At 69.9% G+C, this 23,912-nt stretch carries 18 protein-coding genes; 11 read left to right on the top strand and 7 right to left on the bottom strand.

The features are described from left to right. The first annotated feature begins 403 nt into the window (after window positions 1-403). The 4 genes from OZ403_RS00380 to OZ403_RS00395 all read left to right on the top strand — a co-directional run bounded on the left by OZ403_RS00380 (window position 404) and on the right by OZ403_RS00395 (window position 4,423). Complete coding sequence (locus OZ403_RS00380) at window positions 404-1,885, top strand: M20/M25/M40 family metallo-hydrolase (RefSeq protein WP_268783218.1); 1,482 nt, start codon at window positions 404-406, stop codon at window positions 1,883-1,885. A gap of 194 nt (window positions 1,886-2,079) precedes the next feature. Further along, window positions 2,080-3,141 (top strand): hypothetical protein, encoded by a 1,062-nt coding sequence (locus OZ403_RS00385; protein ID WP_268783219.1) that lies wholly within the window; start codon window positions 2,080-2,082, stop codon window positions 3,139-3,141. Further along, window positions 3,138-3,908: a hypothetical protein gene (locus OZ403_RS00390; RefSeq protein ID WP_140786575.1), complete on the top strand. Its 771-nt coding sequence runs from the start codon at window positions 3,138-3,140 to the stop codon at window positions 3,906-3,908. The genes OZ403_RS00385 and OZ403_RS00390 overlap by 4 nt, the downstream gene beginning before the upstream one ends. Window positions 3,909-4,096: 188 nt before the next feature. Then, window positions 4,097-4,423, top strand: a complete 327-nt coding sequence (locus OZ403_RS00395; RefSeq protein ID WP_140786576.1) for a hypothetical protein — start codon at window positions 4,097-4,099, stop codon at window positions 4,421-4,423. A 12-nt stretch (window positions 4,424-4,435) separates the two neighbouring features. Here OZ403_RS00395 and OZ403_RS00400 read toward each other — a convergent pair whose 3' ends face one another. Further along, window positions 4,436-6,169: an MDR family MFS transporter gene (locus OZ403_RS00400; protein WP_140786577.1), complete on the bottom strand. Its 1,734-nt coding sequence runs from the start codon at window positions 6,167-6,169 to the stop codon at window positions 4,436-4,438. Window positions 6,170-6,443: 274 nt separating this feature from the next. Here OZ403_RS00400 and OZ403_RS00405 point away from each other — a divergent pair, with 274 nt between their 5' ends. The 3 genes from OZ403_RS00405 to OZ403_RS00415 all read left to right on the top strand — a co-directional run bounded on the left by OZ403_RS00405 (window position 6,444) and on the right by OZ403_RS00415 (window position 11,197). Further along, window positions 6,444-8,483, top strand: a complete 2,040-nt coding sequence (locus tag OZ403_RS00405) for a lysyl oxidase family protein (RefSeq protein WP_268783220.1) — start codon at window positions 6,444-6,446, stop codon at window positions 8,481-8,483. Between the two features lie 247 nt (window positions 8,484-8,730). Further along, window positions 8,731-9,957 carry an ABC transporter permease gene (locus OZ403_RS00410; protein ID WP_140786578.1) on the top strand — a complete coding sequence of 409 codons (1,227 nt, stop codon included), beginning with the start codon at window positions 8,731-8,733 and terminating at the stop codon, window positions 9,955-9,957. A 19-nt stretch (window positions 9,958-9,976) separates the two neighbouring features. Next, the gene (locus tag OZ403_RS00415; protein ID WP_140786579.1) at window positions 9,977-11,197 is read left to right on the top strand and encodes an ABC transporter permease; all 1,221 of its coding nucleotides are present in this window, start codon (window positions 9,977-9,979) and stop codon (window positions 11,195-11,197) included. A gap of 97 nt (window positions 11,198-11,294) precedes the next feature. On the opposite strand, the gene OZ403_RS00420 is transcribed toward OZ403_RS00415, so the two are convergent. Beyond that, entirely contained in the window at window positions 11,295-11,465 is a 171-nt protein-coding gene (locus OZ403_RS00420) for a hypothetical protein (protein ID WP_163884368.1), read from the bottom strand. A gap of 156 nt (window positions 11,466-11,621) precedes the next feature. Further along, a complete protein-coding gene (locus OZ403_RS00425) occupies window positions 11,622-12,350 on the bottom strand; it encodes a hypothetical protein (RefSeq protein ID WP_268784933.1) in 729 nt (242 codons plus the stop codon). A 147-nt stretch (window positions 12,351-12,497) separates the two neighbouring features. Here OZ403_RS00425 and OZ403_RS00430 point away from each other — a divergent pair, with 147 nt between their 5' ends. The 3 genes from OZ403_RS00430 to OZ403_RS00440 all read left to right on the top strand — a co-directional run bounded on the left by OZ403_RS00430 (window position 12,498) and on the right by OZ403_RS00440 (window position 15,720). After that, window positions 12,498-13,745, top strand: a complete 1,248-nt coding sequence (locus OZ403_RS00430) for a phospholipase D-like domain-containing protein (RefSeq protein WP_140786580.1) — start codon at window positions 12,498-12,500, stop codon at window positions 13,743-13,745. A gap of 35 nt (window positions 13,746-13,780) precedes the next feature. After that, complete coding sequence (locus OZ403_RS00435; RefSeq protein WP_268783221.1) at window positions 13,781-15,097, top strand: outer membrane protein assembly factor BamB family protein; 1,317 nt, start codon at window positions 13,781-13,783, stop codon at window positions 15,095-15,097. 92 nt (window positions 15,098-15,189) lie between these two features. Beyond that, the gene (locus OZ403_RS00440) at window positions 15,190-15,720 is read left to right on the top strand and encodes a GNAT family N-acetyltransferase (protein ID WP_140786582.1); all 531 of its coding nucleotides are present in this window, start codon (window positions 15,190-15,192) and stop codon (window positions 15,718-15,720) included. Between the two features lie 2 nt (window positions 15,721-15,722). On the opposite strand, the gene OZ403_RS00445 is transcribed toward OZ403_RS00440, so the two are convergent. Next, window positions 15,723-17,390: a type VI secretion system contractile sheath domain-containing protein gene (locus tag OZ403_RS00445; RefSeq protein ID WP_237081679.1), complete on the bottom strand. Its 1,668-nt coding sequence runs from the start codon at window positions 17,388-17,390 to the stop codon at window positions 15,723-15,725. 273 nt (window positions 17,391-17,663) lie between these two features. On the opposite strand from OZ403_RS00445, the gene OZ403_RS00450 reads away from it, so the two are divergent. Next, a complete protein-coding gene (locus OZ403_RS00450; RefSeq protein ID WP_268783222.1) occupies window positions 17,664-18,764 on the top strand; it encodes a lytic transglycosylase domain-containing protein in 1,101 nt (366 codons plus the stop codon). Between the two features lie 33 nt (window positions 18,765-18,797). Here OZ403_RS00450 and OZ403_RS00455 read toward each other — a convergent pair whose 3' ends face one another. The 3 genes from OZ403_RS00455 to OZ403_RS00465 form a co-directional block, all read right to left on the bottom strand. Next, window positions 18,798-19,568 (bottom strand): hypothetical protein, encoded by a 771-nt coding sequence (locus OZ403_RS00455; RefSeq protein ID WP_237077904.1) that lies wholly within the window; start codon window positions 19,566-19,568, stop codon window positions 18,798-18,800. An 89-nt stretch (window positions 19,569-19,657) separates the two neighbouring features. Continuing rightward, window positions 19,658-20,998, bottom strand: a complete 1,341-nt coding sequence (locus OZ403_RS00460; protein ID WP_140786586.1) for a sigma-54 interaction domain-containing protein — start codon at window positions 20,996-20,998, stop codon at window positions 19,658-19,660. Window positions 20,999-21,056: 58 nt separating this feature from the next. Next, window positions 21,057-23,810 (bottom strand): protein kinase domain-containing protein, encoded by a 2,754-nt coding sequence (locus OZ403_RS00465; protein WP_268783223.1) that lies wholly within the window; start codon window positions 23,808-23,810, stop codon window positions 21,057-21,059. Window positions 23,811-23,912 lie beyond the last annotated feature (102 nt).

Below are 23,912 nucleotides of genomic sequence, written 5' to 3' on the forward strand. Positions count from 1 at the left end.
CTTCCGGTGGCTGTCCTGGGGAATCGCCTGGCTTGGACAGTGACAGTGGAATCGTCTGTGTTCACCGGGTGTGAATGTTCGATTATGGGCTCGGAGGGGGAGCGTGCTTGACGGGCGCTCGCCTGCCCTTCAACATGCCGTCCACGTTTCCTCTTCGGAGTGAGACGCGGCGGCGGTGATTGCCTCCCCCAAAAGCGACACCGTCGTGGAAGTCCCAGTTGAGCCCCGCGCGCCGCGTTCCCCCTCTCGGCGCGCGGTGGCCCCTGGGATTCTCGCTCCGCCCCTCGGTTCCATGCCTGCATGACGCACGGGCGTTGTCCGCTTCCGGGCGGTGGTGACGCTCACCGTCGCTTGCGAGGCCCAGGGGCTCGACGGAGAGTGGGCGCCTCCCCTTGGAGGCCCCTTGCCCGTCGCCACCTTCATCCTGCCCGCTTCCCTCGCGCTCCAGTTGCTGTCGGGAGCCGCACCCGCCGCGAAGCCGGCGCCCAAGGCTGTCCCCGCGAAGCGCGCCGCGCCCGTGTACGCGCAGGCGACCGCCGAGAAGCTCATTGGGCCCGCGCTCACGGATGGCCATGCCTATGCTCGGCTCGCCGAGCTGACGGACGGCATTGGCCCGCGCCTGTCGGGGTCGCCGGGCGCCGAGGCCGCCGTGCAGTGGGCGCTGCGCTCCTTCAAGGCCGACGGGGTGAAGGCGTGGTTGGAGCCGGTGAAGGTGCCGCACTGGGTGCGAGGCGAGGCGTCCGGCGAGGTGCTGGCCTCCGAGCGCACGCGGGGGCACCCCCTGGCGCTGCTGGCCCTGGGCGGCAGCCCGCCCACCGCGCCCGAGGGACTCACCGCCGAGGTGGTGGAGGTGACGTCGCTGGAGCAGTTGGAGTCGCTGGGCGCGGCGGTGAAGGGGAAGTTCGTCTTCTTCAACCACACCATGACGGTGGCCGCGGACTACGGGCGCTTCGCGGGGCTGCGCTCACGAGGCCCCGCCGCCGCCGCGAAGCACGGGGCGGTGGGCGCGCTGGTGCGCTCGCTGGCCACGGCGTCGCTGCGCACGCCGCACACGGGCGCGACGAACTTCCCCAGTGAGGGGCCGCGAATCCCTGCGGCGTCGGTGGCCACGGAGGACGCGGACCTGCTCCACCGGCTGCTGGCGGGTGGCCCGGTGCGCGTGAAGCTGATGCTGGGCAGCTCCGAGCTGCCGGACGCGGATTCCTCCAACGTCGTGGCGGAGATTCGCGGCCGGGAGAAGCCGCAGGAAATCGTGCTCATCGGCGCGCACCTGGATTCGTGGGATGTGGGCACGGGCGCGCATGACGACGGCGCGGGCGTGGTGATGGTGATGGAGGCCGCGCGGCTCATCGCGAAGCTGCCGCAGGCGCCCCGGCGCACGGTGCGGGTGGTGCTCTTCATGAACGAGGAGAACGGCCTGCGCGGTGGGCGGGCCTATGCGGAAGCGCACGCCGCGGAGCTGCCTCGGCACGTGGGCGCGTTGGAGATGGACGCGGGCGGCGGGCGGCCCGTGAGCGTCAGCGTGCGCGCGGGCGAGGGCGGGCAGGACCTGCTGCGCCCGTGGCTGCCGCCGCTGACGGCGCTGGGCGTGACGCAGTTCTCCGCGCGCGAGGCGGGTGGGGCGGACATCAGCCCGCTGATGCCCGCGCGCGTGCCCTTCTTCGGCGTGGAGGTGGACAGCAGCCGCTACTTCGACGTGCACCACACGGAGGCGGACACGCTGGACAAGGTGGATCCGCAGGACCTGGCGCGCAGCACCGCCGCCGTGGCGTGGATGACGTACGCGCTGGCGGAGATGCCCGGCACGCTCACGCGTCCCGAGGCGCCGGCGCCGCGTGGGCCTGTGTCGGCGCCCGCGCAGCAGTCGAAGACCTCGGGGAACTGAGGGGGCAGCTTGGGGGGAGGCCAGCCGGGACGCCCTTGGAGCGCATTGTTCGTTAATTTTGTCGATATTGGCCGTTTTCGGCCAATATGCGCACGTATCTTACGCATATCTGCATATTATCGACAGAGTTAATGGACTCGACTGCGGAGTTTCGAGAAGCATTCTGGAAGCAGGACCTCCGATTGCCTCGGGGGGTGGAACTCCTGCGCCAAGACGTCTTCCTGTTGCCGCGCAGAGGACCTGGTGGGCAGGCGGTCTATGAACTCGCCGAGGTGGTTCTCCCCCAGGTACGAGTGCCGGTCCTGATAGCCTACCGCGCGCCGTTGCTCCCGGCGGACGTTCACTCACTTCGGGAACGCCTGCGCGCGGCGAGCGTGGCGCTGGACCAGCGGGATGGGACCGCCGAGCGCCTGCCCGTTGTCCGCATCCCGATGATTGCGACGGATTCCGCGTCATCTGGAGTCATCGCGGCCTGCGAGCATGAAGACGTCGCATTGGTCGATCAGCGAGGAACATTCTTCCTGCGCTCAGGCAGCACCTTCATTCGTGTACAGGGGCGCGAACCGTCGCAGCGGCGTCCCCGTGAGCCGGTGTTCCACGGGAAGGGGTGCCGCATTGTCCGGACCCTGTTGCAGTCGCCGGGAGAAGCGCAGACGGTCCGCGCGTTGTCGGAGCGGACGCAGACCAGTTACTCCTATGCGTACGGCGTCGTCCGCCACCTCGTGCTCGATGGGTATGTCGAGCCGGTCGGCAAGCGGAGTGGGTTTCGGCTGAGGGCTCCCGTGCGCCTGCTGAGGGCGTGGATGGCAAGTGGCGAGAAGACCTCCGTGACACTGGACGGTTTCAACGCGCCTTCCACCACGCCGGAGTTGTTGGGGAAGGGCCTTGAGCGATTGAAGGCCCAAGGCATTCGGGGCATCTACACGCTGGCGAGCGCCTTGCTACCTGAAGAGCGCTTCGTGTCGGGACTGCCTCACGGGCTCTATCTCACGGGCTCTATCGACGCGGCTGTCGAAGCCTTCGGGCTGCGCCGGCTGATGCCTCATAACTTCTGGGTGCTGCGGGCAGAGCCCTCGGCTGAGACGGATGCCGGGGGGGTCTTCTTTTCGCCACGAACGCTTCCTCATGGCCCGGGTGTGGCGTTGCCTCAGTTGACCGTGGACTTCCATCAAAGTGGGGGGCGCGGCAAGGAGCAGGCGGATGAGCTGGTGCGGCAATTCGCACGGGCGCTGCCCATTCCAGAGGATGCGCCATGACCGAGCAGGAGCAGTTCGAAGAGATTCTGCGAGAACTGGGCGAACTCCTGCTGCAACTGGGAGATCTCTCCTGGAACGTCGTGCTCATCGGTGGGCAGGTGCTCGCGTTGGAGTCGCTCCGCAAGGGTGGGTCGGGGGTCATCGCCGTCACGACCGACACAGGAGCCGTGATTGAGCGCGGCTATTCCCACGAGCCTGATCTGCTCTTCGACATGGATGGCACCGAGTTCGGGGCGGAGCGTCTACCTGAGGTCCTCAAGCTCCGGGGGTACGAGCGAACGCGCAGTTTTCGTTGGTCGAAAACCCTTCCGGGAGGGGTGATGCACCTCGACCTGTTCGCACCTGCTGGAGTCGATTTGGAACAACTCCCCACGAACATGACGCCGCTGCCTGATGCGCGGTTGGCGCTGCGTGGAAGTCAGCCCGTGTTTCTCCCAATGGGAGAGACCTCGCTGCGAATCCGGCTGCCGGACGCAGTTGGATTCCTCTCGATGAAGGTTCGCGCCAAGTTGGAGCAGCGGCCAACGGAGACCAAGGACTGCTTCGACATCTTTGCCTACGTCAAGCTCGTGGGGCTGGATGACGTGCGCGCATCACTGAAGCAGGCCGGCGAGGAAGGGCAGGCGCTCCGTGCCAAACTGCAGCGCTTGTTCTGGAGCACGGATGCCGCAGGTGTGCTGGATATCATTGCCTATGCAGAAGGACTCGAAGAGGTCGACCGGGCTTTGCTCGCTCAGGCGGCCGTCGACTTGTTCGCGGATCTCTAAGCTCACTTCCGGTCAGTCGACGACCTCGGGAAACTGAGGGCGACTTGGGGGCCCTTGGATTTCCGAGGCACCCCTTGGAGCATGGCGTCGTCGGCGTCACGCGGGTGGTTGCTCAGCCTACGGGCCTCGTCTGCGTTGGCGTATGTCTTGCTTGGCTCGGACAGTCACTGGTTCGTGGGAGGACATTCATGATGAAGCAAGGCAAGCGTGTTCCGGGGCTGAAGTGGATCATCGCCGCGTTCATCCTGGCGGGCTGTCGTGGCGCCGAAGGCGAGGTGCCCCCGTCGAATGAATCCAGGCTGTCGTTGAAGGAGGGCCAGGTGCTCGGCCCTGCATGCACTGGAGAGCAGAAGCAATGCCCAGAGGGGCTCTCCTGCGCCTCGTTCAACCTGGGCGCTGGCCCCGAAGTCCGCTGCGTCCAGTCCCCGGAAATCTGTGACTTGTTCAAGTGCAGCAGCGGCGAGTGCGTGGTGCTGGAGAGCCACCCGATCCAGGTTCGTTGCAGCGGCTCCTGAGCCGCGCGGCCGCTACGGCTCCGGCGCGGACTGGAGGCGCCGGCGCTTGCGGCGCAGGTGCTGCTCCGGCAGGAACAGCGTCACCAGCAGCGCCGCACCGGCGATGAACAGGGCCACGTGGTACACGGCGGAGACGCCGCGAGTGAACGCCATCTTCAACGCCCGGCCCGCCGCGTCCACCGCCGCCAGCGCCTGCCGCTCCTCCGCGTCCACCTTTGCCCGGGCCTCGGGGACGACGGCCGTCCGCCGTTCGGCGTCGAACTCCGCGCGCACCCGCGCCTTCACCTCCTCCGCGCGGAACACCTGCCCGGTGGGGCCGCCTTCGCCACTGACGCCCGGCGCGGCGCGCATCACCTCGGCCTTCACGGTGTCCGGGAGCGCGGCGGTGGCCTGCGCCATGCGCGTCTCCAGCTCCGAGGACAGCGTGGACGCGAACACCGTCCCCAGCAGCGCCACGCCCAGCGTCATGCCCAGCTGCCGGAAGAACGTGGCCGCCGCCGTGCCCACGCCAATCTGGTCCGGCGGCACCGCGTTCTGGATGGCCATCGTGTAGAGCGGAATCGAAGGCCCCAGGCCCAGGCCCACCAGCACCATCTTCGCCGTCACCTCCGCCTGGGTGGAGTCCGGCGTCAGCGTGAAGGCCATGACGGCGAAGCCCGCAATCAGCAGCACCAGCGAGCCCAGCAGCAGCGCCTTGTAGCGGCCCACCCGGGATACGAGCTGCCCGCTCAACACGTTCCCCGCCACCACGCCCAGCGTCAGCGGCATGACCGTGAGCCCCGAGCGCGTCGCCGACAGCCCCACCACGTTCACCATGAACAGGGGCAGGAAGACGACGCCCGACAGGAACGCCCCGCCGATGATGAACACCGCCGCGTTGCCCGCGCTGAAGGCCCGCAGGCGGAACAGCTTCAAGTCGAGCAGGGGCTCGGGCGCGCGCCGCTCCGCCCAGAGGAAGGCCACCAGGCCCACCGTGGACAGCGCGAACAGGCCCAGGATGCGCCACGACGTCCATGCCCAATCGCCGCCGTCTTGCTTCCCCAGGCTGAGCGCCAGCAGCAGCGGCACCAGCGCCACCGCGAGCGTGAACGCCCCCACCAGGTCCAACCCACCCCGGGAATCACGCTGGGGCTTCAGCCGTGGCATGCGCAACAGCACCAGCGCCAGCGCCACCGCGCCCACGGGCAGGTTGATGAAGAACACCCAGTGCCAGCCCAGGTGGTCGGTGATGAACCCACCGGCCAGCGGACCCACCACGCTGGCCAGGCCGAACATGGCGCCGAAGAGGCCCTGGTACTTGCCTCGCTCACGCGGCTCGAAGAGGTCGGCCACCACCGCCAGCGCGGCGGTGAACAGCGCCGCGCTGCCCAGCCCCTGCACGGCGCGGAAGAGGATGAGCGCCACCGTGGAGCGCGCCACGCCGCACAGGAAGCTGCCCGCGAGGAAGATGACGATGCCCGCGGCCAGCACCGCGCGCCGGCCCAGCAGGTCCGACAGCTTGCCCCACACGGGCACCATCATCGTCGACGCGACGAAGTACGACGTGGTGAGCCACGGGTAGAGCGAGGCGGGGATTCGCAGGTCCGCCTGGATGGCCGGCCCCGCGGTGGCGACAATCGTCTGGTCCAGCGCGGCGAGCAAGAGCCCCAGCACCGCGCCCAGCAGGGTGAAGACCTTCTGGGCGCGCGTGAACGCCGGGAAGGCGGATGGCGCATCGGCGGTGGCGGGAGCGGCGGACGGGGCCATGTGTCGCGGTGGCTCCCGGGACAGGGAGCGCCAGGGGAAAGGTGGGGACGTTCCTAGCAGACGGCCACCAGCAGAGCCCCTTTGCGGCACCAGATGTTTCCGTGCGGCGGCAAGATTGCGCCCGTTCCGGCGCCGCGAGGGCAGCGCGCCGGGAGATGCCCCGCACCGGGCAAGCACTTCGCGTTGCGTGGAGTGAACGGTCTATACGCTGCGGACGTCCAATCCCAGACGTCGCGAGGGACCGGCCCGCGACGCGTTTCCCGGACAACACCCCATGCAACGCATTCGCGCTGTCGCCCTGACCTCGCTGCTGGCCGTTTCACTCTGCGCCTGTGATGACCCCGTGGAGCCGGGGGAACCCGACTCGGGCACGCCGGATGCCGGGCAGCCCGACGGAGGGGCGCCCGACGCAGGCGCTCCCGATGCGGGTGAGCCAGACGCGGGAGCCGGGGACGGAGGCACGTTCCTCTCCGAGGTGCCGCTCTGGCAGGTGGAGCACGACCCCGCGCACGCCACCGGTTGCTTCGGCCGCTCCATCGCGCTGGGCGACGTGAATGGCGATGGCCAGAGGGACCTGGTCGTCGCCGCGCCCCCGTGTCTTTCGCTCACGAGAGACCCCGGCCGGGTGTCGCTCTTCGCGGGTGAGGCGCCGTACTTCTCCACGCAGGGGGTGACGGCGGTGATGGACTGGCGCAACGCGAACTCGAGGGCCAATGGCAACCGGATGACGGTGTCCACGGGCAACGTGGACGGGGACGACTTCGCGGACGTGCTCGTCTCCGGTCAGTACGGCGCGCTCGTCTTCAAGGGCCAGGCGGACCTGGCCAGCGTCTTCACCGAGCCCGCGTTCGTGGTGCCCGGCGGCGGCGTGTACAACAACGCCGTCTTCGCGGACGTCAACGGGGACGGCCTGGATGACGTGGTCAGCGTGAGGGGGCTGGCGGTGTCCGTCTTCCTGGCCACGCCCGGTGCGCCGGGCGGGCCCTTCACCCTGGTGGAGCGCGCGGAGCCGCTCTACACCGGCTCCGTCCGCCGCGCGGGAGACGTGGACGGGGATGGGGCACAGGACCTCGTGCTGTCGAGTTCGATGGGGGATGGCTATTCGCTGGTGCCTGGCTGCAAGTCCGGCAGTCCCGGGCCGTGTGAGGGCGGGCTCGCGGCGCAGCCCTTCTGGACGGTGGACAGCCAGTCGCTGAGCCTCTTCCCGGACGTGAATGGGGACGGGGTGCCGGAGCGCTTCACGGGGCCGGGCGGTGGCACGGTGCGGCTCCACCTGTCGGAGGCGGGCGGCGGTTATGCCTCCGCCCCCACGTGGTCCGCCATGGGCGACCCCGTCTTCGCGAACTTCGGCTTATCCATCACCTCGGTGGGGGACGTGGACGGAGACGGCCAGCGCCAGGACTTCGTCGTGGGCTCTGACGGGCGGCTGTACTTCTACTCACCGGCGGAAGGGGTCTCCTCGGCGCTGAATCCCGTGTGGTCCTGGCCCCGCGCGGACGTCCTGCCGCAGGGGTACGGAGGCTTCAACCGCTTCGCCGTCATCCCGCCGGGAGACCTGAACGGAGACGGCTTCGATGACCTGGTGGCGGGCTTGGCGCCCCCGACGGGGCTCGTCGGCGGGCCAGCGGGCCGGGTCGTCATTCTCGGTGGTGGCCAGGTGCCCGCGGAGCCGGCGACGGCACCGTATCTGCCGCCAGTGGCGGGATGTGGCCTGACGCTGGACCCGGAGCACGGCAAGGCGGACCTCGCCGTGGACGCGGACGTGCTGGCCCGCACGTTGTACGTGGAGCGCCGCACCTTCGCCGCTGACTCCTGCGAGATACTGGAGGGCTGCGTGCCCGCGCCCGGTGAGCGGCGCCTGCTGCGCTTCAGCACCTCCATCCAGAACCTGGGCTCGGCGGCGGCCGTGGTGCCCGGCTGGGACGAGCGGCCGGACCTCTACATCTGGGACGAGTGCCACGGCCATGACCACCTCACCAACTTCGCCCAGTACGCGCTGCGGGACGCGCAGGGCAACGAAGTCGTGGAGGGCCGCAAGCAGGGCTTCTACCTCATCGACTACCAGCGCCAGTGCGATGACGCGGCGTCCTACCATCTCTCATTCGACCGGATGAGCATCTCCGCCGGCTGGACGGACATCTACGTCGCCGACATCCCCTGTCAGTGGATTGACATCACCGACCTGACGGACGGCACGTACTCCCTGCGCGTGGGCGTGGATGAGCAGGACATCATCGAGGAAGCGGACGTGCTCCCCAACGAGGCCATCCTGAACGTCCGCATCCAGGGCGATTCCGTGACGGTCATCCCGTAGTCCCAGCGGCCTTCCGTTCCCACCCCGCGTGGAGACAGGGGGTGGCCGCGCGGGCGCATGCTGGGTGTGGGGGCCGGCACGTCCCGGGAGTGGGACACCTACACGGATGGGCCGGGAACCGCTTCGCGCGGGGTTCCAGACGGATTTCCGTCACGCTGCATTTGCACCGAGGGAATGTCGCGTGCAATCACCCGTTCCGGGGCCCGTATCAACAGCGCGACGTGCAACGCAGCGGAGAAAATCTGACGTGAGCATCCGGGTCGATGTGTGGGAGGGGGCGCGCATCGCGCTGTTCTCGCTCCGTTCCAACCGCCTGCGGACCGTGCTGACGACGGTGGGCATTGGCGTGGGCGTGTGCACGCTGCTGGCCATTGTCGGCATCATCCAGGGCATCAACCGCTCCTTTGAGGACCAGCTTTCGAGCATTGGCGCCAACACGCTCCAAATCTCGAAGTTCCCCTGGACGCTCAACGGCGACTGGTGGTCGTACCGCAACCGCAAGGACCTGAGCGCGGACCTGGTGCCGCCCATCCTCAACGCGTCCGAGCACGTGCTGGCCGCGGCGCCGCTCTTCTTCGAGCGCGTGGAGGGCCGCTTCCTGGACCGCAAAATCGGCTCGGTGCTGCTGGTGGGCACCACGCCGGACTACGCCACGGTGGGCTCGTTCACCCTGGAGCGGGGCCGCTTCCTCACCCACGCGGACGTGGACAACCGGGCGCAGGTGGCCGTCATCGGCGCGGAGCTCGTGCGCTCGCTCTTCCCCGGAGTGAACCCGGTGGGGCAGCGCATCCTCTTCGAGGGCAAGCCCTTCCGCGTGGTGGGAACACTGGAGGCCAAGGGCACCATCCTGGGAGAGAACCAGGACCTGGTGGTGATGGTGCCCTTCCGCACCTTCCTGGCGCACTTCGGCAAGAAGCGCTCACCCAACATCGCGGTGGCCCTCACGTCGCCGGAGCATGCGCCAGCGGTGGTGGACAAGCTCACCGCGGTGCTCCGCCGGGAGCGCAACACGCCGCCGGGGCTGCCGGACGACTTCGCCATCAACCGGCCGGACCAGTTGGCCAGCATGTACGCGCAGCTCACCGGGGCGCTCTATGGCGCGGCCATGGGCGTGGGCCTCATCACGCTGCTGGTGGGCGGCATCGGCATCATGAACATCATGCTGGTGTCGGTGCGCGAGCGGACGCGGGAGATTGGCGTCCGCCGGGCGCTGGGGGCCCGCAAGCGCACCATCATCCTCCAGTTCCTGATGGAGGCCTCCTGTGTGTCCGCCCTGGGCGGCACCATGGGGACGGTGGTGGGCCTGGGGCTGGCGCGCATCGTGTCCTTGATTACACCCCTGGCGGCGGCGGTGGAGCCGCTGACGGTGGTGGCTGGCGTGGGGTTCGCGGCGATGGTGGGGCTGCTGTTCGGCATCTGGCCGGCGGCGCGGGCGGCGAACCTGGACCCGGTGGAAGCGCTTCGCCACGAGTGATGGACGGGAGACGGCGGCGATGATGGCAATCTGGGACACCCTGCGGCTGGCGTTCGGAACGTTCCGTTCCAACCTGCTGCGCTCATTCCTGACGCTGCTGGGCATCGTCATTGGCGCCACCACGGTGGTGTCGATGATGGGGCTCATCGAGGGCCTGCGCATCCAGGTGAACGAGAGCATGTCCGAGCTGGGCTCCGACTGCTTCCAGGTGCAGCGGCTGCCTTTCGGCGGAAACCTGTCCCTGGCGGAGCTGGCGCGGCGGCCCCGGCTGAACGAGGGCGATTTGGAGGCCATCCGGCTGCAGCCGTCGGTGCTGCTGGCGGCGGCGGAGGACTCCAAGGGTGGACAGAAGGTGTCCACGCAGCAGCGCGAGTCGCGCCCCAATGTGACTATCTGGGCCGGCACGCCGGAGTACTTCCAGACGAACTCGGTGGTGGTGGAGTTCGGGAGGCCCTTCACGGACGCGGAGTACCTGGACGGCCGCCGCGTGGCGGTGATTGGCCAGGACCTGGCGGACACGTTGTTCCCGGGCGTGCAGCCCCTGGGGCAGAACATCCGCATCCTGGGGCGCAGCTTCCAGGTGATTGGCACGCTCAAGCGCCGCGGCAGCTTCATGGGCGGAGGCAGCCAGGACAACCAGGTGATGATGCCGCTGTCCGTCTACAAGGCGCTGTTCGGGGTGCGCAACTACCGGGTGAGCGTCCAGGCCCAGTCGGCGGAGGTGCTCCAGCGCGCGCAGGACGAGGTGACGCTGCTGATGCGGCGGCGCCACAACCTGAAGCCGCTGGAGGAGGATGACTTCTTCGTGTTCTCCAACGAGAGCGCCACGGAGATGTTCAACAACATCTCGAAGGTGATTTCCGCGGCCAGCTTCGGCGTGTGCATGCTGTCGCTGCTGGTGGGCGGCATCGGCATCCTGAACATCATGCTGGTGGCGGTGACGGAGCGCACCCGGGAGATTGGCATCCGCAAGGCGCTGGGCGCGAAGAAGCGCCGCATCCTCGCGCAGTTCGCCATCGAGGCGGTGGTGCTGTCGCTGGTGGGGGGCGTGTTGGGCGTGGGCCTGGGCATGGGCCTGGCGCACCTGGCGAAGTGGATGGTGGGGCTGCCCGCGCAGGTGCCGGCCTGGGCGGTGATGCTGTCGCTGGCCATGAGCAGCGGCGTGGGCCTGCTGTTCGGCATCTACCCGGCCGCGCGCGCCGCGAAGCTGGACCCCGTGGAGGCCATGCGGACGGACTGACGCCACGCCGGTGCCGCAGGGTGGCTGGGAATGAAACGGGGCCTCCTCCGCGCGGTGCGGAAGAGGCCCCAGGTGTTTCAGCACGTGTGTCCGGGGATTACGGACACGGGGTGCCGCAAATCCACTCACCGGTGATGGGGTGCTTGTAGCAGGGCGGCTGGCAGTCGTCGGCGACGGCCGTGGCCGGCGTCATGGTGATTCCCAGGCCCAGCACGGCGGCGGCGGCGGTGAGGACGACGGCGATTCGGAGGTGCTTGCGAGCAGTCATTGCGGTCTCTCCAACAGCGGTGTCCGTACAGCGCGGCGGAGTGTGGAGCCCAGGTCTGACAATCACAATGCGCCGCGTGTCACACGCACTGCGTCTGAGACTGCAAGGCCTTGGGCGGTGCACAACGCGTGTGTGTGTGAAACAGATGCAGCGGAACTATTGCGTGTGTCCGTCTGGGCGAGGTCCACCGCCTGCCCATTGATAGCCCAACGTCGCGCCCACGCCGATGAATCCCAGGGCGATGAGCTGACGGCCGCTCTTCAAGCGGGCGCTGGGCTTGGACAGCTTCACCAGGGACTCGTGGACGATGACGCCCAACAGCGTGCCCAGCGCCGCGCCGCCGAGCGCGCCCAGGTAGGCACGGCCCGGATGGTGACTCTTGCCAAAGGCGAGCTCGCCCAGGCCCCACGTCCCGAGCGCGGTCAGGGGCGGTGTCAGCACGAAGCCGCCGCTGAAGGCCACGGTCTCCAATTCCATCCACCGCCCCGGGCTGGGCGCCGCGGGGCGGAAGAAGAGGAGCCGCGAGGGGATGGCGCCCAGGAGCATTCCCGCCGCCGTCTCCGTCGCGGTGGCACCCACGCGCGTGTCCCCGCCCACGCGGCTGGCGCCCCAGACGCCGGCCACGGGAAGCAACGCGAGCCCGGCGTGCGCCACCCAGGCCCCCTTGGGGAGCGGCACGTCCTCCGGTTCGATGTACGTGGGCACGGCCGCTCTTCCTGGTGACGGGGCGGCGGGCGTGTCGAAGTACTTGGAACGAGGCTCGGAAGGTGGGGTGTCGCGCAGCGGTGCGTCCGCGGCGACCGCGTGACTCACGGTGGGCAGCAGGCAGCCCAGCAGCAGCGTGCACGCGAGGGTGGAGCGTCGGTGAGAAGGCACGTTGGGCATTGGCGACACGCGGTGTGTCCCGAAGGTGCGCACGCGGGGCGGGGGCTTCCACCCTCACGGTGGAGATGTGCCGTTTACGCGTCTCGGGGTGTCTTCCGTGAGACATCGGCAGGTGCGCTGCGGGCCATGGGCGCTTAGCTTCCGGCAGTGAAGCTCGCCTGGCTCGTGCCCGTGGTGTTGATTGCCGCTGGGTGCCCCGCTCCCAATCACCGGCATGACCTGCGCCTGCGCTCATTGCCGGGAAGCAGCCCGGAGGCGCGTTCGCTCGCGTTCTTCCAGTCGCTGGGCGTGGCGCTGGTGCCGGGCCACCGCGTGGAGCTGGTGGAGAACGGCTTCATCTTCGACGCCATCGAAGAGGAGATTCTCGCCGCGCACACCAGCATCCACATCACCAGCTACATCTGGCGGCCCGGTGAGCCGTCGGACCGGCTGGTGCGGGCGCTGGCGGCGCGGCGGCCCGGGGTTGCGTGCCGCGTGCTCGTGGACCCGTTGGGCAGCGTCAACTTCGAGGCGGTGATGCCCGCGCTGGCGGCCAGCGGCTGTGACGCGCGCTACTTCCGGCCCATCCAAGGTGACTTCGTGGCCCTGGACGCGGTCCGTCTCCGGGCGCGGAGCCACCGGAAGCTGGTGGTGCGGGATGGCGAGGTGGGCATCACGGGTGGCTGGGGCATCTGGAAGAGCTGGATGGGGAATGCGCAGGGCGCGGATTACTGGCGCGACATGAACATCCGCGTGGAGGGCCCGGCCGTGCGGGACATGCAGGTCGCCTTCGCCCAGAACTGGCAGGAGTCAGGTGGGGATTTCCTGCCCGCGACCGACTTCCCGGAGCCGCGCTACGCAGGGGACGCGCGCGCGGGCTTCGTGGCCAGCACGGACAACCGGTTCCTGTCGGACGCGCGGCGAATGACGCTGCTCACCATCGCGGCGGCGAAGGAGCGGCTCTGGATTGCGAACTCGTACTTCATCCCCTCCGACGCCATCAGTGACATGTTGTTGGAGAAGGTGAAGCAGGGCGTGGATGTGCGGGTGCTGGTGCCCGGGCGGCACCATGACGTCGGGCCGGTGCACGCGGCGCAGCGGGCGACGTATGCGCGCTTGCTGGAGGGTGGCGTGCGCATCTGGGAGTACGAGCTGTCGATGATGCATTCCAAGACGATGCTCGTGGATGACTCCCTGTCCGTCGTGGGCTCCACCAACATGGACCCGCTGGCGTTGACGACGTTGGAGGAGTGCTCGGTGGTGGTGGAGGACCCGGCGCTGGCGGCGCGGCTCGCCGCATCTTTTGAGAAAGATTTACGCCACTCGCGAGAAATTCACTGGAGCGGGTGGAGGCGGCGCGGGCTCTTGCAGAAGCTGGGCGAGCGGCTGCCGTGGTTCATCGGCAACTATCTCTGACGCAGCAGTGCAGGGCCGGATGGTAGAAACCGGGCATGGCTCGCGCCCGCCCGACATCGCCTCGTTGCCCCCGCTGTCATGCGCCCATCGTCCTCGAGGAAGGCCGGGTGCTCTACACCTGTGGCTACTGCAACGCCTCCATCGACACGCAGGGCGAGAAGGCGCCGCGTCCCGAGTATCAGGCGCCGGCCTCGACGGGGGCGGGAGGGAACACGGGCGGCCTGTTGGTGGGAGGCATCCTGTCGCTCTGTTTCACGGCGGGGCTCGTGGCCTTTTACAGCTTCAGCTCCGTCACGGAGTCCACCGGCGGGCCCACCCCCACGAGCGTCCCGGAGCCGTCTCCCGTCGTCGTGGCGCCGCCACCGGTGGCGGAGAAGAAGGCGAAGTTCCAATGGGACTCCCAGGGTGTTCCCCTCGCCGTGGACCTCAACGGTGACGGAACGGACGACATCATCGGCCGTATCCGTCGCCTCAGTCTCGTTCCCGGAAAGACGGAGACGCGCAACCAGGTTTCCGCGTTCGATGGGAAGTCGCTCGACCTGCTCTGGGAAGCGGACCTCGAGGGGACGATCTCGGACTTGTCCGGCGCGGTGCACGTCGTTCACCAGGGCGGCCGCGTGGTGATGAGTGAGCCGGGCGCGGTGCATCTCCTCGAGCCGAAGACAGGCAAGCCGCTGGGGCGGGTGGCGCTCTCGGACAAGCCCAGCAGGCTCTGCATCCCGAAGGGCGACACCGAGTCCGTCTGGGTCGAGGTGGTGGATGGGCAGAACCTCCTGTTCAACACGAAGACGGCGACCGCCCGGCCCGCCATCGAGCCTCCGCCCCCCTGCGTGCCGGTCAAATGGAGCCACCATCTCTGTTTCGTTCCGGTGTTCAGGAAGAGTCCCGTCCCTTGTGAGCGCCCGCGCAACCTTCCCGCCGTTCCCGGATTCCGGGCGGAGAACGTCTACAAGCTCGAGGACCTGGACGTCGCGATGGGGGCACGGAGCCCTGGGAGCCGGGTGCCCATGGTGGCGGTGTTCCGGCGGGGCGAGAAGGCCGCGCTGTGGGCGGAGAACGTCGCCGACATGGACCCCAGGAACGTGAAGGAGTCCACGGTGGACGTCGTCGACTTCTCCGAGGACTCGCTCTTCATGGTCTACGCGTTGAAGGAGGGCGGGGAGCAGCTCGTTCGTAGGGACCTGCAGAAGGGGAGCGTGGGGTGGGACGTCCCCATTCCCAACTCCCGGAGCGGCTCGGGGGTGTCCCAGATTCGGGAGCACGGTGGGCGCATCTATGTCCCTCACTGGGTGTGGCTGGATGTCTTCGACGCGAAGACGGGCAACCTGATTGGCACCCTGGGCGCGTGGTGACGCCGACGCAGTGTCGGCCTGCACGCAGACATGAGCGCGACTGGCTGGGGTGAAATCGCGCGGACGCGCGGCCAGTCGTAGAGTTCCGGGCCATGGACACCCGGCATGTCGTGGAGCGGGCCCTCGTTCGCGAGGCACGGCCCGAGGATGACGCGGTGGTGGGGGACTTGTTGGTGGAGGCCTTCCTCACCCAGTACGCGAAGAAGCTCCCGGACGTCGTCTATGGCGACGAGCGCAAGCGCGAGCTGCGGGACGTCGCGTCCCGGCGCAAGGTGGCCACCGTGCTGGTGGCCGAGGTGGACGGGCAGGTGGTGGGCACCGTCGCGCTCTTCAAGCCGGGCGCGCCGGGCTCCGAGGCCTGGCTGCCCAACGCCGCCGACCTGCGCGGGCTGGCCACCGCCGTGAGTCACCATGGCACCGGGCTGGCCCGGCCGCTCATGGACGCCGCCGAGGCCCTGGCCCGGGAGTGGGGCGTGGACGCCGTGTGCCTCCACGTCCGAAGGGGCGCGGAGGGCGTGGGGCGCATGTACCTGCGGCGGGGCTTCGTGCGCGAACCCGTGGGCGACCTGGACCTGCCCACGGTGTTCCTCGAAGGCTACGTGCTGCGCTTCAAGAAGGACTGACTTCAGCCGCGCAGCGGCAGGGTGAAGGCGAGCTGGAAGCGCGTGCCCGCGTGCTCCGGGCGGACGGTCGCGGTGACGTGCACGCCGCGGCCGTTGTCCGTGGCCACCAACTGGCCGCGCAGCTGCCCGTTCTCCGTGGCGCCCCGGAAGAGGAACACCTCCGCGGCCTGCGAGAAGATGGCGTCCACGTCGTCGCCGCCGGTGCCCGCGGGGAGCTGGTCCCGCACCCAGGTAGCGAAGCGCACGATGCGCCCGGTGAGCAGCTGCGCGGGCAGCGGCACCGCGTAGCCTCCGCCGAAGACCATGGGCGCGGCGGCCAGCAGCACCGCGTCCGCGTTGCGCCCGCTGCCCAGGCCCAGGATGCCGCGCTCCTCCAGCCGCGCCTGCGCCCGGATGGGGAGGAAGTGCTCGGTGGGAATGCTCAGCCCGGTATCGCGGCCGGTGGGCAGCTCCCACATGGCGGGCGCCTTCAGTCCGCCCTGCTGGCCCATGATGCGCGCGAAGGCGCTGGTGTCCCGGAAGCTGGCCGCCAGCATCGCCGCCACCGCCACCGCGGGGCTGGTGAAGCTCACGCGCCGGGCCGCGCCGCGACCCTCGCTGGCCACCACCGCGCGGTTGATGACGGCGCACAGCCAGCGCGCGGACTCGTCCTGGCGCAGCTCCGTCCAGGCCTCGGAGACCTGCTCGCGTTCCTCTTCCAGCGCCGTGGCCAGCTCCGCCTGCGCCACGCCCAGGAGCGGCGCGGACACGGCGGCCACCACCGGAAGCTGCGCGCGCTCGCCCATCGCCGCGAGCTTGCCCAGGAGGGCGACGTCGTCGGTGGCATCCACGATGAAGACGGCGTCAGGGCGTTCGAAGGGCTCGGCGCCTAGCGCGCCCTGCACGGCGTCCAGCAGCCCGGCGCGCGCCACGTCCAGCACCTCCACGGAGATGCCCGAGGACGCGGGCACCTGGTCCAGCAGCCACTTGAGGCCGCGCCACCCGGACTCCAACTGGGCCACGGGCTCGGCGCCGAGCAGGTCCTTCGCCGTGAGGAGCAGCGCTTCCTCCACCAAATCCCGGGCCGTCTGCCGGGTGGCGGCCTCCGGCGTGACAACGGGCGCGGGCGTGGCGGGCACGCGCGGATTGATGGCGCGCAGGAAGGCATCCACCGCGCGGGACGCGGCGGCGGGCGTGCTCGCGTCGGCGCGGCTGAGGAGCGTCTCCACCAGGTCCTCGCCAGATTCGGTGGGCGCGGCCGGAGCGGTGGGCGCGGCCGGCGGGGCGGAGGCGGCGCGCAGGGCCTCGGCCACCGCGTCCGGCAGGCGGCCCGGGCCGGTGACGGTGGCCACGCGCGTGGCGGCCTCTTCGGGCGTCAGCGTGCGCAGCGGGTCGGACGTGGACAGCGATTCGTGCAGGTGCTGCAGGGCGCGCAGCTCCGGGACGCGGGTGATGACGTCCGCGAAGCTGAAGGCGCGGAGCCGGTCGAAGGACAGCTCGACGGTGCGCGTGTCACCTGCTCCGAGCCGGTCAGCCACGGTGACGCGGAGCCCGCTGGCGGCGCGCGTGAGCTCATCCCCGAAGGTGTTCACCGTGAGCGGGAAGCGCCGACCCGAGGGAGACGGGGAGAAGGCACCCACCACCAGCCAGCGCACGCGCGCGCTCTCGGCACTGCTTCCGTTCTGGCTCATGTCCCGCATCCCCTCCACGACGAGAAGGCCGCTACGTTAGCGCGCCAGCATGTCGGCACGGCTGCCGGACGGAGCCTGGTGACTGCGACCACCGCCCCCCTGACGGCAGTCACCAGGGGCCAGGGCCTCGCGGGGCGCGGGCGCTCCCGGGACTCAAGTGAAATCAATGACTTGGCGGGTGAACGAGGGCTCCCGGTGGTTGGCACACCTGCTGCTACTGGTGCGTGGGTCGCCTACAGCAGCCCTCCAACCCCTCCCCGAAGGAACTTCCCCATGCGCCTCTCTCCTCTCAGCGGCTCCGCCTCTTCCGCCGTCCGCTCCCCGGCCCAGGATGTCTCCGTCTCCTGGCCTTCCGCGTCGCTGTCGGGTCCCTCGGGTGCCTCGGCCCAGAAGCCGTCGCTGGGACGCATCGGGATGCAGCAGGATGGCTTCGACCTGGGCGGCGGCAAGGCCGCGTCCGTGGGAAAGCTGCTTGAGGGAGCCATGGCGATCATCAGCACGCTCACCCAGCTCCAGCAGGCCATGCAGGGCGGCGCGGCCGGTGGCGCGCAGGGCGCTTCGTGCGGCCAGGGCTCGTCCCCGTCCAAGTGCCTCTCGGACAGCTCCTTCTCGCCCGCGTCGGCCTGCGGTGGCCGTCCTCCCGTGGAGCTGAACCCCAGCGCCCAGGGCCCGTCTCCGTTCATGAATGATCCGGTGGAGGGCCTCACGTCGGCGCCGCCGGCGGGTGGCTCCGCGCCCGCTCCGGTGAGTGGCATCGAGGGAGCGTCGTCGGTGGGTGGCCCCGCGCCCGCTCCGGTGGGTGGCATCGAGGGCACGCCGGTGGGGGGCCCCGCGCCCGCGCCGGTGGGCGGCATCGGCGCGGCGCCCTCGGTGGGCGCGAACACGGGTGCCGGCGGCGCGAGCCTGGGCGGCAACCTGCCTCCGGCGCTGGAGAAGCTGCGTCCGGCGCTCGAGTCCGCGGCGGCCAAGACGGGCGTGCCGGTGGAGATGCTGGCCGCGCAGGTGTGGGCGGAGTCGCGCGGTGACGTGGCCGCCACGTCCACCAACGGTGGCAACGGCCTGACGGACACCGGGCTGATGCAGGTGAACCCCAACACCTTCAAGGAGCTGCAGGGCAAGTACCCCGAGCTGCAGGGCAAGAGCCTCTCCGACCCGGCGACGAACATCCTCGCGGGTGCCTGCTACATGAAGGACATGAAGGAGCAGTTCGGGAACTGGGACCTGGCCCTGCGCGCCTACAACTCCGGTCCGAACGGCGTGGACAAGAGCAACCCGCACGCGATTCCCGCGGGCACGGGTGACGCCATGTACGTGCAGAAGGTGAATCAGTTCGCCAGCACCCTGGCTTCGGGCCAGGGCACGCTGCCGGCGTAGTCGAGGCCGGCAGGTAGGACGGCGGCGGGAGGCTCAGGAAGACTCGCGGCCGAAGCTGCCGCGAGCCCGGGAGCCACCGCCGTCGGTGTTGCCCAGGACGCTGGTGTGGAGGGAGCTCTTCTCCACCAGCGTGCCTTCGTCCATGGCGCTCTGCGGGTCGCCGACGACGAGCATGCCGCCACCCTGGTGCAGCTCCCACGCGGAGCCCACGGAGTCGGCAATCTGCTGACCGGACACGGAGTACTTGGAGCCCGTGTTCGTGTCCTTCACCTGGTAGTTGCCCTTGTCGTCCATGCCGTCGACGACGACCCAGTGCGAGCCGCCGGCGACCTTGGAGTCCACGCCCGTGGCGAGCCGGTTGGTGTCCAGTTGGACGACGACTTGCTGCCCGCGGGCCAGCGCCTCGTTCACCGAAGGCATGTCGAAGTTCGAGGTGCCCTTCTTCACCTCCAGGCCCTCGTGCGCGAGCATCTTCGCGAGCTCCTCCGGGGTCGTGCCGCCGCCGTCGGTGAAGCGCGACTCCAGCGCGTCCATCTTCTGCGCCGCCGACGCGGAGTCCTTGCCCGCGGTGCGCGACAGCAGGGTGGCCACCGCGGCGCCGCAGTTGGCGTCCTTGGTCTGCTTGATGACTTCCGATGCGTCCGCGGCCTCGAAGCTGTCGGTGAAGTACCGGGCCACCACGTCGGGGACGGACGGCTGCTGGGGAGCCTGGGCCTGGGCGGGGCCGGACGCGGCGGGCGGGACGCTCTGCTGCGGCCGGGTCTCCGAGGGCCTCGCGATGGACTGGAAGAGGTTCACTCGCATGGGCGGTCTTCCCTGGGGGATGGGCGGAGCCCGCATGGCTCCAATCCGAGGTTATCTCCAAACTCTGGAGAAAGTTGTTTCCGCGGCGCTCAGAGGCCGCCGTTCGGTTCGATACCGTGCTTTTTCAGGAGCTTGCGGAGGTAGACGCGGTCGATGTCGGCCTCGCGGGAGGCGCGGGAGATGTTCCCCTCGCAGCGCTCCAGGAGGTTGCGGAGGTAGTCGCGCTCGAAGCCTTCCACGAGCCGCTCCTTGGCCTCCTTGAAGGGCAGGTCCAGGTCGGCCGCGCTGTGGCCCCGCTCGCTGTCGGCGGACTCCAGCTCCGGGAGGGCCTCCTCGCCCAGGTTCACCACCTGTTCCACCACGTTGCGCAGCTCGCGCACGTTGCCGGGCCAGGGGTACTGGGTGAGCAGCGCGCGCGTCTGGTCCGACAGGGCGCTGGGCGGGCGGCCCGTCTGCTCGAGCATGGTGTCGATGAGCAGGGGGATGTCCTCGGGGCGCTCGCGCAGGGAGGGCATCGTCACGCGGAGCACGGCGAGCCGGTGGTAGAGGTCGCGGCGGAACTTCCCCTGCCGCACGGCGTCCTCCAAATCCCGGTGGGTGGCCGTCACCACGCGCATGTTGACGGTGACGTAGTCATTGGCGCCCACGCGCTTCACCTGGCGGCGCTCCAGCACACGCAGCAGACGGGGCTGGAGCTCCAGCGGCAGCTCGCCGACTTCGTCCAGGAAGACGGTGCCGTTGTGGGCGCGCTCGAAGGCGCCGGCGCGGTCGCTCTGGGCGTTGGTGAAGGCGCCCTTCACGTGGCCGAACAACTCGGACTCGATGAGCGAGGGGGCCACGCCCGCCAGGTCCACGATGACGAAGGGCCCACTGGCGCGGCGGCTGGCCTGGTGGATGGCTTCGGCGCACAGGTCCTTGCCGGTGCCCGTCTCGCCCTGGATGAGCACGTCCGCGCCGCCCGGGGACAGGCGCTCCAGCAGGGTGAACACCTCGCGCATGCGGCGGCTGTTGCCCACCAGCGCGCCGAAGCGGTCGCGGCTGGAGAGCAGGAGCGTGCGCTTCGCCGTCTCCTCCGGCACCAGCTTCAGCTCGGTGGTGCCCAGGGTGATGACGGTGCCCGGGTGCAGCTCTAACTCAGTGAAGCGGCGGCCGTCACACGAGGAGCCGTTGCGCGAGCCCAGGTCGGTGGCCACCACGTGCTCGTCGTGGACCGTCAGCTTGAGGTGCTCGCGGGAAATCGTCTTGTCGGTGAGGACGATGTCGCACGTGGGGGCCTTGCCCAGCACGTATTCGGGCTTGGTGAGCGCATGGCTCTGGCCGGACTCGGGGCCGGACAGCACCATCAACTTCAGCCGGACCCGGCCTTGCCGCGCGCGGCTCAGCGTCAGCGTCGGGTCCAGCGCGGGATCCTCTTCGTTCGACGGGGCCACGGGGGCGGGACGCTAACACGGTCGACGCGGCCCGCCACCCGTTGGGTCCGTGGCGACTTCACCGCCGAGGCTTGCGACCCGCGGGCCGGGGGGCAGGCTCGGGCGGCAGCGTCGAGAGCCAGGCGTCCACGTCCGCCACCCGCGCCTCCATGCCGGCCTCGGTGAAGCGCGCCCGGGCCTGGGCCGCCTCCCCGCGCGCCGCCGGGGGCTGCTGCGTCATCCACAGGGCGCGAGCCAGGGCGAAGCCGGACTCGGCCAGCACGTCGGGCGGGGCCGACACGAAGGAGACGGCCTGCCGCAGCGGCGCCACCGACTCGTTCGCCTTGCCCAGCTCCAGCAGGGCCTGGCCCACGCCGTCGTAGGAGTACTGGAGCCGCTCGTCGTCGGCGGGCAGCGCCGCGCGCTTGATGAAGAGCGCCTCTTCGTAGGCCTTCAGCGCCTCGTCGTAGCGCTTCATCGCGTGCAGGCACATGCCCACCTCGTCCAGGGCCTCCGCGTACAGGACGCTCGTCTCGCCCCGCGTGGCCTTGCGGACCTGGGCCGCCGCCTGCGCGTGCTTCAGGGCCTTGGCGTCCTGCTTCAGCTCGCGCAGCGTCAGCGACAGCATGCCGTGGCGCTGGGCCATGTCCGGATGCCAGGGGCCCACCGCGGCCTCCGTCAGCGTCAGCGCTTCCTCCAGCAGCTCCACCGCCTTCTCGGGCTGTTCCAGGTCCAGCATCACGCCGCCCAGCAGGAAGGTGGTCCGCGCGCGCTTGGGGTGGCCCAGGGGCAGGGCGCGGGCCTGGAGCGCCTTGGCCTGCTCCAGCAGCGTGCGCGCGTCCTCGAAGCGCTCCTGTGACACCGCGAGGTTGGCCTGGTTCATCCGCACGTCGGCTTCCAGCACGGGCTCGCCGCCCAGGCGCTGGAGAGTGGCGTGTGCCAGCTCGCCCCAATCCGAGGCCTGGGTGAAGTGCTGCTGACCGTCCTCCACGTAGAGCAGCTTGTTGAGGATGGCGACCTTCAGCCGGTCCGCCCGTCCCGCCTCGGCGTCGCGCACGGCGTGGAAGAGCTGCTTCGAGGCCTCGGGGGACTGGCCGTTCTGCTCCTGGAGCCAGCCCAGGTGGAAGCGCAGCTCGGCTGTGAGCGGCAGGTGGCCGGTGGCCAGCACCGGTGCCTCCAGCGCCCGCGCCGTCTCCAAGGCTTTCGGATAGCGGCCCGCGTCCACCAGCGCCTTCACGCCCGCGAGCTGCTCCTCCAGCTTCTCGATGTCGGCGCGCTTCGCCGCGTCCGAGGGCAGCCGCTGCTGTTCGGCCAGGGACTCCTCGTCCTCGCATTCGTGCAGCGAGGGCAGGGCGTGGACCGCGTCCACCGACTTCTCCACCAGCGCCGCGTCCGCGCTGGACAGGAGCGCCACCGTGGCGCGCACGTCCTTGTGCCGCCGCGCCAGACACACTGTCCGCCGCGTCAGCAGCTCCTCCGTCTGCACGCCGTGGACGTGGGTGGCCTCGCAGGCCTCGGTGCTCTGCTGCTTCCACGCGCTCGCGTAGCCGTCCAGCACCTGGGACACCTTGCCGGCCAGCTCCTGCGCGAAGGGCTTGCCGGTGGCGAGGAAGGCCGCCTCCACTTGCTGCCGCGCCGCCGGGCTCCAGACGTCATCCATGCGCGCGCCCGTTGCCGCGCAGACCTGTGACTGCTGGTAGAGGACGCCGCCCACCAGGGCCACGCCCGCCGCCACGGTGCTCGCGCCCGCCACCCAGCGCCGCCGCTTCGTGAAGCGATGCTCCTGCGACAGGGCGCCCAGCAGCTCCGTCATGGACGCGAAGCGCGCGGACGGGTCCAGCGACAGTCCGCGCATCATCGCCTGCTTCACCCAGGCGGGGACCTTCACGTCGCGCGGCGGCTCCTGGATGAGGACGGGCGGCGGCAGGGGCTTGGGGGCCTCGCGCTCCAGGGGGGCCGTCACGTGCAGTGGCTCGGTGGCCTCGACCACGGGCTGGACCTGGGGCTTCCGCGAGGAGGCATACGCCTCCATCTTCGCGGGCTCGAAGGGCCGCTGACGGTAGAGCGCCCAGTACAGCGCGACGCAGAAGCTGAACTGGTCCGAGCGCGGGTCCAGGTCATCTCCACGGAACTGCTCCGGGGACATGTAGCTGGGCGTGCCGATGATGAGGCCCGCCTCCGTGAGGGGCGTGTCCAGCATGCGCCGCTCGGAGGGAATGAAGGCCTCTGAGTCCTCGGAGAGGGGCTCCTCCTTGGGAAGCGTGCCCACCGGCCGCGCCAGGCCGAAGTCGGTGACGAAGACGCGGCCTGCCTTGCTCACCAGTACGTTGGCGGGTTTGAAGTCGCGGTGCACCAGCCCGGCTTCGTGTGCGGCCTGGAGCCCCCGGCCCGCGGCGAGGAAGGACTCCAGCACCTCGCGCCAGGAGCGCTGTCCCTCCTTCACCCACGAGGCCAGGGTGCCGCCGTCCACCAGCTCCATGGCGAGGAAGACGCGGTCACCCCACACGTCCACGTCGAAGATGGGGATGACGTTGGGATGCGAGACGCGCGCCATGGCCTGCGCCTCGCGCAGCAGCCGTGCCCGGGCCTCCTCGGAGTCCGTGCGCGAGTCCGCGTGCAGCAGCTTGAGGGCCACCTTGCGGTCCAGGTCCGGGTCATAGGCCGCGTACACCACGCCCATGCCGCCTTGTCCCAGGCGCTTGAGGAGGAAGTAGCGCCCTACTTGGGGAACGGGTGGAGCGTCGTCGCGCCGCGACCCAGGGCCGGTGCCGACGGCGTCATCCTCGCGATTGCCCGTGCCTGCGCGTCCTCTGCCGCTGTCGTTCATGCTCATGGCCGATGCACCTGGTCCGCGACTCTATCCGCGCTTGTCCATCAGGCCCATGTTCCAGGCTGTTCGCATGGCTGCCTACGCACCAGGCCGGTGTCGGTCGTC

Origin of the sequence: Myxococcus sp. NMCA1 (assembly GCF_026810205.1) — a bacterium.
In the GTDB taxonomy this organism is placed as follows: domain Bacteria; phylum Myxococcota; class Myxococcia; order Myxococcales; family Myxococcaceae; genus Myxococcus; species Myxococcus xanthus_A.

What these genes read in the sequence shown, in the direction of transcription:
- OZ403_RS00435 (WP_268783221.1), top strand. Translation starts at nt 13,781, where the DNA reads ATGGCTCGCGCCCGCCCGACATCGCCTCGTTGCCCCCGCTGTCATGCG.
- OZ403_RS00465 (WP_268783223.1), bottom strand. Translation starts at nt 23,810, where the DNA reads ATGAGCATGAACGACAGCGGCAGAGGACGCGCAGGCACGGGCAATCGC.
- OZ403_RS00425 (WP_268784933.1), bottom strand. Translation starts at nt 12,350, where the DNA reads ATGCCCAACGTGCCTTCTCACCGACGCTCCACCCTCGCGTGCACGCTG.
- OZ403_RS00455 (WP_237077904.1), bottom strand. Translation starts at nt 19,568, where the DNA reads ATGCGAGTGAACCTCTTCCAGTCCATCGCGAGGCCCTCGGAGACCCGG.
- OZ403_RS00405 (WP_268783220.1), top strand. Translation starts at nt 6,444, where the DNA reads ATGCAACGCATTCGCGCTGTCGCCCTGACCTCGCTGCTGGCCGTTTCA.
- OZ403_RS00445 (WP_237081679.1), bottom strand. Translation starts at nt 17,390, where the DNA reads ATGAGCCAGAACGGAAGCAGTGCCGAGAGCGCGCGCGTGCGCTGGCTG.
- OZ403_RS00440 (WP_140786582.1), top strand. Translation starts at nt 15,190, where the DNA reads ATGGACACCCGGCATGTCGTGGAGCGGGCCCTCGTTCGCGAGGCACGG.
- OZ403_RS00420 (WP_163884368.1), bottom strand. Translation starts at nt 11,465, where the DNA reads ATGACTGCTCGCAAGCACCTCCGAATCGCCGTCGTCCTCACCGCCGCC.
- OZ403_RS00390 (WP_140786575.1), top strand. Translation starts at nt 3,138, where the DNA reads ATGACCGAGCAGGAGCAGTTCGAAGAGATTCTGCGAGAACTGGGCGAA.
- OZ403_RS00450 (WP_268783222.1), top strand. Translation starts at nt 17,664, where the DNA reads ATGCGCCTCTCTCCTCTCAGCGGCTCCGCCTCTTCCGCCGTCCGCTCC.
- OZ403_RS00400 (WP_140786577.1), bottom strand. Translation starts at nt 6,169, where the DNA reads ATGGCCCCGTCCGCCGCTCCCGCCACCGCCGATGCGCCATCCGCCTTC.
- OZ403_RS00395 (WP_140786576.1), top strand. Translation starts at nt 4,097, where the DNA reads ATGATGAAGCAAGGCAAGCGTGTTCCGGGGCTGAAGTGGATCATCGCC.
- OZ403_RS00415 (WP_140786579.1), top strand. Translation starts at nt 9,977, where the DNA reads ATGATGGCAATCTGGGACACCCTGCGGCTGGCGTTCGGAACGTTCCGT.